Here is a 16902-nt window from a genome sequence, read left to right on the forward strand (position 1 = left end):
TAGCGCCTAGTGTGCCTGCAGCCGGTAATGCAGTTCCAGCTGGTCCTGCACGGCCAGTGCGCCACCCATGACGGCAAACGGGGTGATGCCGTAATCGCTCTGCAGGATGGTAAAGCTGCCCTCGGCCGACAGGCTGCGTCCGTCGCTGTGGATGTTGGCAGGCACGCGCAGGCTGCGTGTGACACCATGCAGGGTCAGCGCCAGTTGCAGGCTGTGGCCATCCGCATGGCGTTCGGCCTGCACCAGCACGAGCGGATAGCGCTGGGCGTCCAGCGTACGCTGCAGCATGTTGTGGCGGGTACCGGCGATGGCGTCGGCTGAAGGCTGGGGGCTCAGGCCGGCCGCCAGCCGCAGTTCGGGTGGATCGACCTGCATCTCGTCGAGACGGAATTGCAGGGTGGCGCGGTTGTTGTGCTGGTCGACACTGCCGCTGAGCTGACGCACCAGTATCAGGTGGTCATGGCCTAGCCGGGCCAGCAGCCCACCGCGCCGCACGATGATGGTGATCTGCGAATGTTGGTCGTCGATGTTCAGGACCGGCAGTTCGGCGGTGGTGGTCGGCGTATCCGGCACGGGTGTGTGGCTGGCCGCTACGCTGCTGGCGCTGTTGGCGCCGTCAGGCCGATCGGCGGAGGTGGCTGGGGCAGGCGCAACGGGACTGCAGGCGTTCAATGCCAGACTGCAGGCGAGGGCGCACAGCAGTGCGCCGGAGCGGCGTCGAAAATTGGCGGAAACTGGATTTATTTTCATCGTTGATGGGCGTCACGGCAGCGTAACAAAGCTTGATTATGATAGTTTTCGCTGGTTCCAGCATGCGCCAGCTGGTCGCCGCACCCAAGCCGGTGCGGGAACTCACAGCGCGTGACTCGGCAGGCTGGCCGGTGGCCTGAAACACCGGCACCATCCTCGACGGCGGCTCAGCCGGAAAAATTCATCTACCTTAATCATCCCCTAAGCCTAGGTGGCCGGATCGCTGGCAAAGTAACACCTGTAGCGCGCGGCCTGAGCCCCGCGCCCGGTTGCCGGACCCGCAAGCCCGGCACAGTTACTGTCCAGGCGGCACGCTAGCCGCCAGACCCGAAACATCCCCACGCCTTCGAGCGTTTTACAACCAGCATCATCACGCGATGACGCTGGTTTTTTTTTGCCGTTTTGCGGCGCGCTTACGGGTGTTTGGCCAGCCAGGCGTCAATATCGGGCAGGCGCGTGGTTCTGACCTTGATGCGGTACTGGATCGCAGCGATGGCCATATTGGTGTCACCCTGTGCCTGCGGAGCCAGATATTTGCCGGCATAGGCACGCAACTTGTCTATCATGGCCGGATCGGACGAACGGCCGCCCAGACGGGCGAAATAGCGGCTGCGCGCACTGGCGTCGACCTTTTTCTCGAACTCGGCATAGTGGGCGATGCTGTAGTCGTAAGCCATGTCGGGATGGTTGCCCGCCACGTGGCCGACGATGGCCGCGCTGGTCGTCACGCCGCCTTCATCGGCCAGCGCCAGTTCCAGCGCGCGCTGGGCCAGTTGCGCATCTTTGGCCATGCCGAGCAGGCCATACAGCTCAGCCTTGATCATCGGCGTCGGCTCCTGCTGCGCAGCCTTGTGCAACTGCTCCCAGGTTGCGGCATCAGCGTTTTCGGCCAGTACGCCCAGAATAGGGCGGCGCAGTTCAGGCGGCAGGGCGCGCGCATCATGGCCCACGGCGGCAAAGCGGCGGCGTGCTTCGGCCGTCACGCTGTCATCGCCCATCGCGCCCAGCGCCACCACCAGCGTTTCACGCAGATTGGCGACGGCCGTACTTTCGCCGGCACGGGCTTGCCAGCCGATGTGGGCCAGCACGGGCGTCAGTCGCTGGCGGCCGTAGCGGTCCAGCGCGGCCTGCTGGTCTGGCTTGCCTTCGTACAGACCGTGCAGGTTGAGCAGAACGCCGGCGATGCTGTTCCAGACTTGCGGCGCGGCGTCGACAGCTGCATTGCTGGCCAGATCGAGCGCGCTACTGGCCGGCATCTGGCCGGCCATGCCGAGCGCGCGGCTATCGCCGAGCAGGCCCAGTTGGTCGATGGTGGGCAGTTGGCGGAACTGGTTGGCCAGGCTGGCGAAGGCCTGCGGCGCATACAGCGTGCGGTAGTAACCGGTCTGGCCGGCATTCACCAGTACGGCGCCACAACCGGGCAGCGTGACGCTGGCCTTGCCGTTGCTGACCAGCGTGCGCACGGGCGCGCCGCCTACCGTCTGGGCGATCACGGGCACGCGCCAGCGCAGTGCTTTCTTATTCGGCTGATCCTTGCTGAATTCGTCCTGCGTCAGCGTGACGCGGGTCTGGCCCTTGCTGCAGCTGGCTGCGGCCACGCGGATCATGGGTACGCCCGGTTGCAGGGTAAAGTCATGGGCGATGGCCGTCACTGGCTTGTGGGCCGCCTGTTCGACCGCGCGCCACAGATCGTCGGAAACGGTGTTGCCGTATTTGTGCTTGGCCATGTAGTTGCGCACGCCGCTACGCCAGGCCTGCTCACCCACGTAGTCCTCCAGCATGCGGATGACCGCTTCGCCTTTCTGGTAGGTGATGCTATCGAAGGCCTGGCTGGCCTGTTCTACCGTGTCGATCTTCTGGACCACCGGGTGGGTGGTAGCCAGCGCATCCTGACCCATGGCCTGTTCGCGCGTATCGACTGCACGTAGCGGCCATTGCCATTCCGGATGCAGGCGATGGGTGGTGCGCGATTCCATCCACGAGGCAAAGCCTTCGTTGAGCCACAGGTCATCCCACCATGCCATGGTGACCAGATCGCCGAACCACTGGTGTGCCATTTCGTGCGCGGCCACCAGGAACGAGGTCTGCTGGTCATCCTGGGTGGCGATGCGCGGGTCGAGCAGGATGGCATTTTCGAAGGTGAAGATGGCGCCCCAGTTTTCCATCGCGCTGAAGGACTGGCTGCGGCCCGGCGCGCCGATGTTGTCGAGTTTGGGCAGCGGATATTTGACGCCGAAGTAATCGTTGTATTCCTTCAGCACGGCGACCGAGGAATCGAGCGCGAACTGGCCCTGGGAGACCATGCCTTTCTGGGTAATGATGCCCAGCTCCGTGCCATCGACGACTTTGCTGGCGCGGTCGAATTCGCCCATGGCGAAGAACAGCAGATAGGTGGACATTTTCGGCGAGGTGGCAAAGCGCACCAACTGGCGGCCGTCGGCCAGCGTGCTGGTACTACTTACCGGCATATTCGACACGGCCATCTGGCCGGCCGGGATGGTGGCTTCCAGCGCGAAGGTGGCTTTGTAGGCTGGTTCATCCCACGATGGAATCATCGCGCGTGCATCGGAGTTCTCGAACTGGGTGTAGAGCGCGCGTTTTTTCGCGCCGCCGTTTTCATAATCGAGCGAGAACAGGCCGCTGGCCTGGGTGCTGATCTTGCCGTCGTAATCGAGCTTGAGCTGGTAGCCGCCCTTGGCTAGCGTGCGCGGGAAGTGCAGGGTGACGGTCTGTTTTTTGGCATCGATACTGATATCGTCTGCCGCCAGCACAGTCTGGCCGGGGCCGGCGCTGATGGCAGCGCTGCGGAAGCTCAGATCGGCCGCATGCAGGGTCAGGCTGTCGCTGGCCTGCACCACATCGAGCGCGATGGTGACACTGGCGCTGAAGCTGCGCTGGGCTGCATCGGGCACCAGCGAAACGGCGTAGTGGCTGGGCACGGCGTTGCGGGGCAACTGGGTGGTGATCTGGGTAGGCGCGCTGGCCGCCGGTTTGGCCGCTGCGGCCTGCGCGCTGGCGGGCAGGGTGCTGGCCAGCGCCAGCATGACGGCTAGCGAAATCAGTGTGCGTTGCATGGGGATCCTTGTAGAGAGTGAGCCGGTGAGCTGACGAATGGTCCGGATGGCTTCGTGAGCCAAGGGGCAATCTAAGTGGCTCTGGTCATAATGTCAATATTTTCTGGCTAGTCTGTACACGTAGAACGACATCGCCAGCCTAATCCGGCGTATCATGCGCTACGCGACATGCCGCCCGAATGACTAGTTTTTTGCTAGTTTTTGGCCGTTGCTGTAGCGGTCTTGCCGTAATCCGAATCTAGGGAGTGTTAGATGAAACTGTATTCCGCACCGCGCGCCCCGAACCCGCGCCGGGTGGCCATGTTCCTGGCTGAAAAAGGCATCATGGACGTGGAGTTGCTGTCCTTCGATCTGCTGCAGGGTGAGCAGCGCAGCGCCGCCTATCTGCAGAAAAATCCGTTCGGACGGGTGCCGGCACTGGAACTCGATGATGGCCGCATACTGACGGAAACCCGCGCCATTTGCAGCTGGCTGGAAGGCCGCGTGCCGGAGCCGAATCTGATGGGCGAGGGTTATGATGAACGAGCGTTTATCGAAATGGCCGACCGCCGCGTGGAACTGTATCTGCTGCAGGGCATCGCCGACTGCGCGCGCCATACCCATCCGGCCCTGGCGCCACTGGAACAGCCACAGTTTCCCGAGTTCGGCGCCGCTCAGGGCGAGCGCATGCGCGTGACGGCGCGCTGGCTGGACCAGCAACTCGCGCAGCAACCGTATATTGCCGGTCAGCGTTACACGATCGCCGATATCACCGCGTTCTGCGCGCTGGAATTCGGCCGCGGCCTGCTCAAATTCCGCCCCGGTGACGAGGCCATGCCCCATCTGCAGGCATGGCGCGACCGTATCGCGGCCCGCCCTAGCGCGCAGGCCGCATATTAAACCGCTGCTCATGTTCAGGGACGCCAAGGCCCGAACTGCAGCACCGAGCCAGCGTGCGCTGATCTGGCTCGGCGGCGCTGTGCTGGCCAGCCTGATAGGCGCAGGCCTGTATGGCTCGGCCGCCAGCACGGTGGACGCCAACGCGGCGCTGCGCTTCGATAATCTGGCGCGCAACACCCAGTACGGCATTGCTGCCCGCATCAAATCGTATTCCGACATCACGCGCGGGCTGGTGGCGTTGTTCCAGACCGGGCCGCAGATCAGCCGGCTGCAGTTCCACCAGTATGTGGTCAGCCTCGACATCGCGCGCCACTTTCCCGCGATCGAAACGCTGAACTGGGCGCCACTGGTGCGCGACGAGCAGCGCGCAGCGTTCGTCGCCAGCGTGCGGGCCGATACCAGCCTCGATGGAGGTGGCTATCCCGCTTTCGATATTCGCCCGGCCGGCCGGCGGCCTGAATACATGCCGCTGACCTATCTGGAGCCGGCCCTGATTTTGCGGGAAAAACTGGGCGTCGATGTGACCGCCGATCCGGCCGTGGCGCGGGTGGTGATGGCCGCGCGCGATAGCGGGCAGGTAATGGCTTCGGGCCAGCCCGTGATGGTGCACCACCCGCTGCCGCATATCGGCATGGGCATACGGCTGCCGGTCTACCGCCCTGGCCTGCCGCTGGACGATGTGGCTCAGCGCCGCGCAGCCTATATGGGCTCGGTGGGGGTGGGCTTCAGCGTGCCGCGCCTGCTGCAAGGCGCTATCGATGAAATGGCGGTGCGCCAGCTACATCTGGTGCTGTATGCCGATGCCAGCCGCGATGTCGAGCAGCGCCGGCTCGAGCTGGAAGCAGCCGACCATGTGCTTTTCAATGACGACGGCTCGCTGCAGCCGCGGCGCGAGCTGATGACGGCACGGGAAGAGTATTTCGTTGCCGTGCTGCCCATCGATTTTCACGGCAGCCTGTGGAAGGCCCAGTTCTTCGTGCGCAAGGACCAGCTTTTGACGCCGTTCGACCGCGCCCTGCCATGGGTGGCCGGCGCCACCGGTTTTTCCGGCAGCGTGCTGCTATATAGCTATGTGCTGGTACTGTATTCCTCGCGCCGCCGCGCTATCAAGCAGCGTTTGCTGCTCGATACGGTGCTCGACAATGTCGATGCCCACGTCTACATGAAGGATATCAAGCGCCACTTCATTTATGTGAATGCACGCATGGCCGAAGCCATGGGCATGACGGCCGACCAGATGATAGGCAAGGCTGATCGCGATCTGATGCCGGCCAGCGTGGCCGACGAGGCCTGGGAGCAGGAGCAGCAGGTGTTTGCTGACCGCCATACCCGCTCGGGCGAAGTGCGCCAGGTCGATGCCGATGGCGGTGCCCACTACCGCTGGACCATCAAGGCGCCGGTGGTGATAGACCGTAGTGTGACGGCGGTAATCGGCCTGTCGACCGACGTGACGGAACTGCACGAGCTGAAGGAAAAAGCCGATACGGCCAATCAGGCCAAGAGCGAATTCCTGTCGAATATGAGCCACGAAATCCGCACGCCGATGAACAGTATTATCGGCATGTCCCATCTCGCGCTGAAATCCGTGAATGACCCCAAGCAGCGCGACTATCTGGAAAAGATCTTCCATTCGGGCCGCCATCTGCTGGGCATCATCAACGACATTCTCGATTTCTCCAAGATCGAAGCTGGCAAGATGGAGCTGGAAGTGCTGGACTTCGCGCTCGATGCACTGCTCGATAACATCGTCAGCCAGCTGGGCGAGGGCGCTGCTGCACGCGGGCTGACGCTGGAAATCGTCGTGGCCGAAGGCATGCCGCCGCAGTTGCGCGGCGACCCGCTGCGGCTGGAGCAGGTGCTGCTCAACTTCACCAGCAACGCCATCAAATTCTCCGAGCACGGCACGGTGCAGATCCGCGCCAGCCTGAAGGGCCGTTGCGAAGAGGGGCTGGAAGTGCGCTTCGAAGTGTCCGACCAGGGCATAGGGATGACGCCGGAGCAGCTCGAGCAGTTGTTCCAGTCCTTCCATCAGGCCGATACGTCCACCACGCGGCGCTATGGCGGCACGGGGCTGGGTCTGGTAATCAGCAAGCAGTTGGCCGAACTGATGGGCGGTACGGTCGGGGTGGAAAGCCGCGCCGGTGCTGGTAGCACCTTCTGGTTCACGGCGCGGCTGGCCTGTGCCAGCAGCCTGCTGCAGCATAGCGACGACCAGGTGCAGGCGGAAGTACTGGACAGCATACGTGGCAGTTCCATCTTGCTGGTGGAGGACAATGTCTTCAGCCAGCAGGTAGGGCGCGAATTGCTGGAAGATGCCGGCGCCACCGTGTGCGTGGCCAACAACGGCAAGGAAGCCATCGACCTGCTGCTCAAGGAAGGTTTCGACTGCGTACTGATGGATGTGCAGATGCCCGTCATGGATGGCTATGAAGCCACCCGCTTGATCCGCGCACATCCCAAGCTGGCGGGCACCTTGATCATCGCCATGACGGCCAATGCCGGCATCGTCGATCAGGAGCGCTGTCTGGCGGCCGGCATGGATGAATTCATTGCCAAGCCGGTAGCGCCCACGCTGCTGTTCAATATGCTGGCGCGCTGGATGCGCCAGCGTCCGGTCAGGGGGCAGACGCGCACGCCGGCCTCGCCATCCTACTATGCGCTGCCGCAGCAGCCGGTGGTGGGGGAGGATGTACTGGCCCAGCCCATGTTCGATCTGGCCGTGCTGGCCCAGACCTTCGGCCACCGGGCCGACAAGATGCATAAATTTGCCCTGCTGTTCCTCGACGCGGCGCGTGATGGCCTGCGCGAACTCGATGCCGCGCTGGTCCGCCACGACAGCGTCCAGCTGGCCGAGCTGGGGCACCGCATCAAGTCTTCGGCACGGGCCGTGGGCGCGATGCGCTTCGGCGCGCTGTGTCTGGCGCTGGAACAGCAGCGTTACGATAGCGATCCGGCGCTAGCCAGACAGCTGGTGCAGCAACTGCATGCCATGCTGGCCCAGCTGGAAGCACTGATGACGCAGGAACTGCTGGCCTACTCGGAGAGCTAGAGCGATAATACGAGCTCCTTTCCCCCGATGAGCCCTATGGAAGCAAGCGTAACGCCCGGACTGATAGTTTTACATGGCAACCAGCTGGAAATGCTGCGCAGCGCCGTGTTCCAGTGGCTGCGCCGACAGCCGCTCGGTGCGCTGGAGCAGGAAGTATTTCTGGTGCAGTCCAACGGCGTGGCGGAATGGCTGAAGATTGCGCTGGCCGAGGAACTCGGCATCTGCGCGGCCACCCGCGTGGCGCTGCCGGCCCGCTTCCTGTGGGAGACCTATCGCGGCATGCTGGGGCACGAGCAGGTGCCGACCATTTCCGCTTTCGATAAAGGCCCGCTGACCTGGCGTCTGATGCGTTTGCTGCCTGGCTTGCTGGCCGACCCCGTGTTTGCCCCGCTACGGCATTTTCTGGCCGATGGTGCGCCCGAGCGGCGCTTGCAGCTGGCCGAACGGCTGGCCGACCTGTACGACCAGTATCAGGTCTACCGCGCCGACTGGCTGGACGACTGGGCGCACGGACGCGACCTGTTGCGCCGTGCCGGCGATGCCGGTGCCGCGCTGGCGCTGACGCCCGAGCAGCGCTGGCAGGCGCAGTTGTGGCGTGCCGTGATCGCCGATGTAGCTCCGGACCAGCGCGAACTGGGACGGGCTACCATCCATACGGAATTCGTCCGTGCTGCCGCAGCGGGCGAGGCGCCGCTAGGCCGGCTGCCGCGCCGCATCGTGATATTCGGCGTCTCGGCCCTGCCGTTCCAGACCCTGCAGGCGCTGGCCGCCCTGTCGGCCTACACCCAGGTGCTGCTGGCCGTACCCAATCCCTGCCAGTACTACTGGGGCGACATCATCGAAGGGCGCGAGCTGCTGCGCGCCGCGCATAAACGTCAGCAGCCGCGCAATGGCCACGATCTGGGTGCGCTGCCGCTCGAACAGCTGCATGCGCACAGCCATCCGCTGCTGGCTAGCTGGGGACGACAGGGGCGTGACTTCATCCGTCTGCTCGACGAATTCGACACGGCCAGTGCCAGCCTGCGCGACGGCGACGGCCAGCCTTTGCGGGTCGATCTGTTCAGCGACGGCGCCGGCCACACCCTGCTGGAACAGATACAGGGCGCCGTGCGCGACCTGCTGCCACTGTCCGAGCACCCGGGCCTGCCGCCGCCGGCCAGCGACCGCTCGGTGCAGTTCCACATTGCCCACAGCGTGCAGCGTGAAGTGGAAGTGCTGCACGACCAGCTACTGGCCATGCTGGCAGCCGACAGCACGCTGCGCCCGCGCGACGTGGTGGTGATGGTGCCCGACATCGATACCTTTACGGCCGCCATCCATGCCGTGTTTGCCCAGTACCGGCGCAGCGATGCGCGCTACATTCCGTTCGAAATCGGCGATGTCAACGACCGCAGCGTGAATCCGCTGCTGGTGGCGCTGGAATGGCTGCTACGCCTGCCGCAGCAGCGCTGCCGCCAGAGCGAAGTGCGCGATCTGCTCGATGTGCCGGCCGTGGCCGGCCGCTACGGTCTCGATAGCGAGGACATGGCCACGCTGGGCCTGTGGATAGAGGGCGTGGGCGTGCGTTGGGGGCTGGACCCCGAGCACCGCAGTGGGCTGGGACTGGGCGCTGCGGGCGAGCAGAATTCGTGGTTGTTCGGCGTGCGTCGTATGCTGCTCGGTTACGCCAGCGGCAATGGCGCGGCCTTCGGCGGTATCGAACCGTATGGCGAAGTGGGCGGGCTGGATGCGGCACTGGCCGGTTCGCTGGCCCAGCTGGTGACGGACTTGCTGCACTGGCGCGGCGTGCTGGCGCAAGAACGCACTCCGGCCGAATGGGGCGTGCAGGCGCGCGCCCTGCTGGCAGCCTTCTTCAGCGCAGGTGAAGAGGGCGACCGTCTGACGCTGGCCCAGCTTGATGAAGCGCTCGCACGCTGGCTGGAAACCTGCGAGAACGCCGGCTTTGTCGAAGCCGTGCCGTTGGCCGTGCTGCGCGAAGCGTGGTTAAGCCTGCTGGATGAGCCAACGTTGAACCACCAGTTCGTCTCGGGTGGCGTGACCTTCTGTACGCTGATGCCGATGCGCGCCGTGCCGTTCCGCGTGGTCTGCCTGCTGGGCATGAATGATGGCGATTTCCCGCGCCGCGCGCCGCGCGCCGACTTCGACCTGCTGGCGCTGGCCGGCATGGCCAGACCCGGCGACCGTTCGCGCCGCGACGATGACCGCTACCTGATGCTGGAAGCCGTGCTGGCTGCGCGCGACAAGCTGTACATCAGCTGGGTGGGACGCAATGTGCGCGACAACTCGGCCCAGCCGCCGTCCGTGCTGGTAGCGCAGCTATGCGATTACCTGCGTGCGGGCTGGCAGATCGCGCTGGAACAGCTCACCACCGAACACGCGCTGCAGCCATTCAGCCGGCGCTATTTCGAGCAGGACGGTCTGCTGACCTATGCGCGCGAATGGCGCGTAGCGCACGGCGAGCAGCCCGCTGCGGACGCTGCCAGCGCGCTGGCGCCCTACGAGCTTGAGCCGGGCCACCGCTTGAAACTGGCCGATCTGGTCAACTTCATGCGCCAGCCCGTGCGCTATTTTTTCCGCCAGCGCCTGGGCGTGGTGTTCGGCGATGCCGCGCAGGTGGGCGAGGACGAAGAACCGTTTGCGCTGGATGGGCTGGAACGCTACCAGCTGGAAGACCAGCTATTGGCCGATGAAGGCGAAGACGAGCTGCCCGAACAGGTGGCCGAGCAGCTCACGCTGCGTGCGGCGCGGCTGGCGCGCGAAGGGCGGCTGCCGATAGGCCTGATCGGCCAGCAGTACCAGCAACAACTGGTGGCCGGACTGCTGCCGGTGCGCAGCGCATGGCTGCAACTGCGCCAGCAATATCCGCGGCCGGCCCCCAAGGTGGCCGTCACGCTGGCGCTGGGCGGCCTGCAGCTGGAAGACTGGGTGGACCAGTTGCGCAGCGACGGCCATGGCAGCGTGTGGCTGGGGCAGATTTCGTCCAAGGTGATGGACAAGCAGGGCGGGTTGCGGGCGGAAAAGCTGATCGAGATCTGGCTGCGCCAGCTCGCGCTGGCCGCCAGCGGCACGCCCGTGGCGGCCCATCTGATCGCACGCGACGCCCACGTGCAGATGCAGCCCATGCTGCAGCCGGCTGCACTGGCCGTGCTGGAGCAACTGGCAGCACTATGGCGCAGCAATATGGACCAGCCTTTGCCCACGGCCTGCAAGACTGCGCTGGCCCTGCTCAAAGATGAAGATGCACGCGCTATCTACGATGGCGGTTTTGAACTGGCCGGTGAAGTGGCGGACCTGTGTCTGGCCCGCTTGTGGCCCGAGTTCGCCCAGCTGGAAGCGCAGGCCGGCTTTGCCGACGTGGCCGAGCGCCTGTACGGCCCGTTGCTGATGTGGCTGGGGACAGCGATCACCATACATCCACTGGATCAGGAAGGGGCAGCATGAGCAGCAGCGCAATCCCGTTAAGGGCACTGGAGTTTCCGCTGCATGGCTCGCGCCTGATCGAGGCCAGCGCCGGTACCGGCAAAACCTGGACCATCGCCGCCCTGTATGTGCGGCTGGTGCTGGGGCACGGCGGTGCACAGGGCTATCAGCGCCCCTTGCTGCCATCGGAAATACTGGTGATGACGTTTACCCGCGCGGCCACGCGCGAACTGTCCAACCGGGTGCGCGAACGGCTGGTGGAAGCAGCTGCGTACTTCCGTGCCTATGCCGCCATGCCGCTGGCCGGCGCGCGCGATGCCTATCTGGACGAAATCCTGCAGGACTATCCCGATGCCGCCGCCCAGCAGCAGGCTGCGCACCGGCTGATGCTGGCCGCAGAAACCATGGACGAAGCGGCTATCTTCACCATCGACGCATGGTGCCAGCGCATGTTGCGCGAACATGCTTTCGATAGCGGCAGCCTGTTCGACGAAGAATTGCTGAGCGACGAGCAAACCCTGTATGAAGATGCGGCGCACGACTACTGGCGTCAGCACGTGTATCCGCTCGACGCGGCCGCTTTGCAGCCACTGCTGGCCTGCTGGGCCAATGTGGGTGCGCTGAAAAAAAGCCTGCGCGAGCTGACCCGCCGTGCCGACCTGATAGGCGCCAGCCGTGCGGCCGGCTGCAGCGATGCGCCGCTGGGTACACTGATCGTCCAGCTGCAGCAACAGCAGCAGGCCACGCTACGTCAGCTCAAGCAGGGCTGGGACGAGCGCATCGCCGCCATGGAGCAGTGGATCCATCAGCAGCGCGCTATCGCACCCAAATGCTTCAACGGCGTGAAGATGAAGCCGGAAAGCGTGGCCGGCTGGTTCGACAGCCTGCGTGCCTGGGTGGCCGATGCTCATGCCACCCATCCCGATCTGAAGGATACGGCGTGGCGCCGCCTGACGCCCGATGGCATCGCCGACGCCTTTGCCAAAGATTTCAGCGCCGCAGTGCCGGACTGTTTTGACGCCATCGCCCCGCTGAAAGCGGCGCTGGACCAGATCGAACCGCTGTCGTTCGCCCTGTATCGCCATGCGGTGGGAGTGATCGCCGCGCGCATGGCGGAACTCAAGCAGCGCAACCGCCAGTTCGGTTTTGCCGACATGCTGGACCGGCTCAACGCTGCGCTGCAGGGCGCGAATGGGCCGGCGCTGCGCCAGCGCATCATCAGCCAGTATCCGGTGGCGCTGGTGGACGAGTTTCAGGATACGGCACCCAACCAGTATCAGATTTTCAACCAGCTATACCGTGTGGCCGACAATGATGGGGCCACGGGCCTGTTCCTGATCGGCGACCCCAAACAGTCGATTTACGGTTTCCGTGGTGCCGACATTCACAGCTATCTGGCCGCACGCGCTGCCACGGCGGGGCGCCATTACCAGCTCGGCACCAATTACCGTTCCACGGTGGCCGTGGTGGCGGCCGTCAATCAGCTATTCCTGCATGCGGAAAGCGGCGCCGGTGGCAGCGGCTTTGCCCGTGGCGCTTTCCGCTTCCGCAATCCGGCGGACGGCTTCAATCCGCTGCCGTTCGAAGCGGTCGGTGCGCGCGGGCGCGACGAGCAGCTGCGCAATGGCGCCGGCACGCTGCCGGCCATGGTGCTGGCCTGCAGCGCCTTGCCGCTGAAGGCCGACGCCTACCGCGAGTTCTTTGCCTGGCAGTGCGCCGAGCAGATCGTCAGCCAGCTCAATGATGCGGCCACCGGCTTTGCCGGCCCGCACGGGCAGCAGCGTTTGCAGCCGGCCGATATCGCCGTGCTGGTGCGCGACCGGCGCGAAGCCACGGCCATCCGCACGGCGCTGCAGCGGCGCGGCGTGGCCAGCGTCTACCTGTCGGACAAGGATGCCGTGACGGACAGCGAAGAAGCGGCCGATGTGCTGCGCTGGCTGTCGGCCGTGGCCACGCCGCTCGATGGCGCGCTGGCCCGCGCTGCGTTTGCCACAGCCACCTGCGGCCTGTCGCTGGCGGAACTGGCCCAGCTTTCGTCCGACGAGCTGGCATGGGAAGGCCGGGTGGAGCAGCTCAAGGGCTGGCATGCGGTGTGGCAGCGGCAGGGCGTACTGGCCATGCTGCGCCGTTTCATTCATGATCTCAACCTGCCGGCCACCCTGATCCAGCAACCCGGCGGCGAACGCCGCCTGACCAATCTGCTGCATCTGGCCGAACTGCTGCAGACCGCCAGCCGCCAGCTCGATGGCGAGCAGGCGCTGATCCGCTGGCTGGCGGAACAGATCGAAGCAGGCGAAGCGGGCGGCGACGAACGCGTGCTGCGACTGGAGAGTGACGCCGAGCTGGTGAAAGTCATCACCGTGCACAAATCCAAGGGCCTCGAATATCCGCTCGTGTATCTGCCGTTTGCTGTTACGGCGCGCAAGGTGGAGCGGCGCAACCGCAGCTTCTTCGAGTACAGCGATACGCAGGGCGAGCGCCATATCGACATGGCACTCACCGACGAAGCGCTGGCCCTGATGGAACAGGCCCGTTTACAGGAAGACCTGCGCCTGTTGTACGTGGCACTCACGCGCGCGCGCCACTACCTGTGGCTGGGCGTGACAGCGCAGGCGGCCCGCAAGGAGGGCGAAAACACGCTGCACGAATCGGCGCTCGGTTATCTGCTGACGGGTGGCGCCGCGCTGCCGTCGGAACTGATGCTGGAACGCTGGCAGCACGCGATAGCCGGCTGCGACAGCATCGAGCTGCAAACCCTGGCTGCCGCCGCGACGGCGCCCGTCACGCGCTTGCAGCGGGTGGAACAGCGCCCCGCGCTGCTGGAACCGCAAGGCTATGCGGCGGCGTTCGAGCGTGACTGGGCAGTGGGCAGTTTCAGCTCGCTGGCACGCCGCACCGGCCCCACTGCCAGCATAGGGCAGACCCTGCCGGTGCCGCGCGATAGCGCACAGGAAGATCTGCTGCAGGGCGAAGTGGTCACGGCCGGCGCCGTGCAGAAGGTGGACGACGTGGCCTGGCACCGTTTCCCGCGCGGCTCAGTACCGGGCAATTTCCTGCACGAGCAACTCGAATGGCTGGGCAAAGAAGGATTCGCCATGGTGGCGCAGGACAGCTTTGCCATCCGGCTGGCGCGCCGGGTGGAGCGGGCCGGCTGGGGCAACCGGCTGCAGGATACCGAGACCTGGCTGCGCCAGATCGTCAGCACGCCGCTGCCTCATCTGCAGGCGCCACTGAGTGCCATCCGCCAGCCGCTGCCGGAAATGGAATTCTGGTTCCCCAGCGAGCGGCTGAATACCACGGCGCTCGACGCGCTGTGCGTGCAATACCTGCTGGACGGCGTGGCCCGGCCAGCACTGCCCGAACGCGAGCTGCACGGCATGCTGAAAGGCTTTGCCGATCTGGTGTTCGAGCACGAAGGGCGCTACTGGGTGCTCGATTACAAATCGAATGCGCTGGGCGGCAGCGATGCTTCTTACCATACGGCGGCGCTGGTGACGGCCATGGCCGAACACCGCTACGACATTCAGGGCGCCATCTACCTGCTGGCGCTGCACCGGCTGCTGCAAAGCCGGCTCGGTGCGCGCTACGATGCGGCGCGCCATCTGGGCGGCACGCTATTCCTGTTCCTGCGCGGGATCGCCAACGAGCACACGCGCGGCTGCTATCTGATTACCCCCGATCCCGGCCTGCTGGACGGTCTGGATCTATTGCTGGAGGCGCCCGCGCTGGCGCAGGATGAGGTTGACCATGCTGACTAGCCGTTCCGAAGCACTGCTGGCGCAGCTCGATGTGCTGACCGAAGCGGGCCATCTGCGCCGCCTGAGCGGTGCTTTTGCGCGTTTCATCGGCACGCTGGGGCAGGATACGGCGCCGCTGCTGGCGGCCTGCGTGCTGCTGGCCGAACTGGAAGGGCGCGGCCATAGCTGCATGAAGCTGGACGACCTGTCCGGTGCCGTGGGCACCCAGCTGGGCTGGCAACCGGACTTGTGGCGCGGCCTGCGCGACAGCGTGGCCGGCTGGCCGCAGGATGGGGCAGGGTGGCGTAAGCTGCTGGCCGCCAGCGAACAAGTGTGGGCCGTGGGCGATCTGGATTTCGACCAGCCGCTGGTGCTCGATGGCGAGCGCCTCTATCTGCGCCGCTACTGGCGCGATGAAAAACTGGTGGCCCATGCCGTGCGCCAGCGCGCGCTGGGCGAAGTGCTGGCCGGCGATGCCAGCGCAGACATTGCCGGCATCCGCCGCTGGCTCGATGTGCTATTCCCCCACGCCAGCCGTGGCGGTGGCCCGGACTGGCAGAAGATCGCCTGCGCCGTGGCGGTGCGCGGCAAGCTGGGCATCATTACGGGCGGCCCCGGCACGGGCAAGACCTATACGGTGGCGCGTCTGCTGGCACTGCTGTTTGCCAGCGCCGGCAGTGGTCGCGACAACCTGCGCGTGGCGCTGGCCGCGCCGACCGGCAAGGCTGCTGCTAGGCTCAAGCAATCCATCGATACGGCGCTGGAAGAACTGGACCAGAAAGTGGGCGCCGAACTGCCGCTGCGCGAACTGGCCGGCCGCATGGGCGCCGCGCGTACCCTGCATAGCCTGCTGGGGGCACGGCCCGATACGCGCGCCTTCCGCCACCATGCGGGCAACCAGCTAGAGGTGGATGTGCTGATCGTCGACGAAGCCTCGATGATCCACCTCGAAATGATGGCCGCGCTGCTGGCCGCCTTGCCGCCGCAGGCGACGTTGATACTGCTGGGCGACAAGGACCAGTTGGCATCGGTCGAAGCGGGCGCCGTGCTCGGTGATCTGTGCTTCGATGCCGAGGCGGGCGGCTACCACGCCGAAACGCTCAGCTATGTGCGCGATGCCAGCGGCATCGCCATCCCTGACGAATACGCCGGGCAGGCCGGCCCCATCGCCCAGCAGACTGTGATGCTGCGCGAAAGCCGGCGCTTCGGCGGGCCTATCGGCGCGCTCGCGCTGGCCGTCAACCGCGGCGATGGCGCTGCCACCGTGCAGGTGCTGCGCCAGCCATCGGATGGCAAGCTGGCGTGGACCGATCCGGCACTGCCGGCCGACGCGCTGCAACTGGCCCTGGCCGGCCGCGACGGCGCGCCCGGTGGTTACAGCCGCTATCTGCAACTGCTCAAGGCTGGTGCGCCCGAGGGCGAGGGTGCCGCTTATCTGGACTGGGTGAAGACCCTGATCGTGGCGTTCGAACGCTTCCGCATCCTGTGCGCCGTGCGCGATGGCGAGTGGGGCGTGCAGGGCTTGAACGAAGCCATAGAACAGCGCCTGCAGAGTGCGGGCCTGTTGCGCCGCTACGGCGAATGGTATGCGGGCCGGCCTGTGATGGTCACGCGTAACGACTATGCGACCGGGGTATTCAACGGCGATATCGGCCTGACGCTGCCGGACCCGTTACGGCCCGGCGCCATGCGCGTGTATTTCTCGGACGGCGATGCGGTGCGCAGCGTGCTGGCGACGCGGTTGCGCAACGTCGAAACGGCATTCGCCATGACGGTACACAAATCGCAGGGATCGGAATTCGAGCACACGGTGCTGGTGCTGCCACGCGAGAGCAATGGCACGCTGGCGCGCGAGCTGGTCTACACCGGCATCACGCGCGCACGCGAGTACTTTACTTTGTTGACGCCGAATCAGCAGGTGCTGCTGGACGCCATCGCCCAGCGTACCCAGCGCGCCAGTGGCCTGCGCGCGCTGCTGACGGTTTGAGCGAGG

General features: G+C 65.4%; 7 protein-coding genes. 5 read left to right on the forward strand and 2 right to left on the reverse strand.

Annotation, left to right across the window (positions count from 1 at the left end):
- Window positions 1-6: 6 nt before the first annotated feature.
- Both GM655_RS13835 and GM655_RS13840 read right to left on the reverse strand, forming a co-directional pair.
- Entirely contained in the window at window positions 7-672 is a 666-nt protein-coding gene (locus GM655_RS13835) for a YceI family protein (RefSeq protein WP_229632565.1), read from the reverse strand.
- A 491-nt stretch (window positions 673-1163) separates the two neighbouring features.
- Window positions 1164-3824 carry a M1 family metallopeptidase gene (locus GM655_RS13840; protein WP_155435232.1) on the reverse strand — a complete coding sequence of 887 codons (2661 nt, stop codon included), beginning with the start codon at window positions 3822-3824 and terminating at the stop codon, window positions 1164-1166.
- 252 nt (window positions 3825-4076) lie between these two features.
- On the opposite strand from GM655_RS13840, the gene GM655_RS13845 reads away from it, so the two are divergent.
- Genes GM655_RS13845 through recD form a run of 5 tightly spaced genes read left to right on the forward strand, consistent with a single transcriptional unit; the run spans window position 4077 to window position 16896 of the window.
- Window positions 4077-4703, forward strand: coding sequence for a glutathione S-transferase family protein (locus GM655_RS13845; RefSeq protein WP_155435233.1), 627 nt, complete (start codon window positions 4077-4079; stop codon window positions 4701-4703).
- Window positions 4704-4713: 10 nt separating this feature from the next.
- Window positions 4714-7752, forward strand: coding sequence for a CHASE domain-containing hybrid sensor histidine kinase/response regulator family protein (locus GM655_RS13850; RefSeq protein ID WP_155435234.1), 3039 nt, complete (start codon window positions 4714-4716; stop codon window positions 7750-7752).
- Window positions 7753-7788: 36 nt separating this feature from the next.
- Window positions 7789-11193: an exodeoxyribonuclease V subunit gamma gene (recC, locus tag GM655_RS13855; RefSeq protein ID WP_155435235.1), complete on the forward strand. Its 3405-nt coding sequence runs from the start codon at window positions 7789-7791 to the stop codon at window positions 11191-11193.
- Window positions 11190-14930: an exodeoxyribonuclease V subunit beta gene (gene recB, locus GM655_RS13860; RefSeq protein WP_155435236.1), complete on the forward strand. Its 3741-nt coding sequence runs from the start codon at window positions 11190-11192 to the stop codon at window positions 14928-14930. Before recC ends, recB begins: the two co-directional genes overlap by 4 nt.
- The gene (gene recD / locus GM655_RS13865) at window positions 14920-16896 is read left to right on the forward strand and encodes an exodeoxyribonuclease V subunit alpha (RefSeq protein ID WP_155435237.1); all 1977 of its coding nucleotides are present in this window, start codon (window positions 14920-14922) and stop codon (window positions 16894-16896) included. Before recB ends, recD begins: the two co-directional genes overlap by 11 nt.
- Window positions 16897-16902: the final 6 nt, after the last annotated feature.

It is taken from the genome of Pseudoduganella danionis (assembly GCF_009720775.1).
Classification (GTDB): domain Bacteria; phylum Pseudomonadota; class Gammaproteobacteria; order Burkholderiales; family Burkholderiaceae_D; genus Rugamonas; species Rugamonas danionis.

Coding starts and splice junctions, on each gene's coding strand:
- GM655_RS13840 (WP_155435232.1), bottom strand. CDS start 3,824: ATGCAACGCACACTGATTTCGCTAGCCGTCATGCTGGCGCTGGCCAGC.
- recB (WP_155435236.1), top strand. CDS start 11,190: ATGAGCAGCAGCGCAATCCCGTTAAGGGCACTGGAGTTTCCGCTGCAT.
- recD (WP_155435237.1), top strand. CDS start 14,920: ATGCTGACTAGCCGTTCCGAAGCACTGCTGGCGCAGCTCGATGTGCTG.
- recC (WP_155435235.1), top strand. CDS start 7,789: ATGGAAGCAAGCGTAACGCCCGGACTGATAGTTTTACATGGCAACCAG.
- GM655_RS13850 (WP_155435234.1), top strand. CDS start 4,714: ATGTTCAGGGACGCCAAGGCCCGAACTGCAGCACCGAGCCAGCGTGCG.
- GM655_RS13845 (WP_155435233.1), top strand. CDS start 4,077: ATGAAACTGTATTCCGCACCGCGCGCCCCGAACCCGCGCCGGGTGGCC.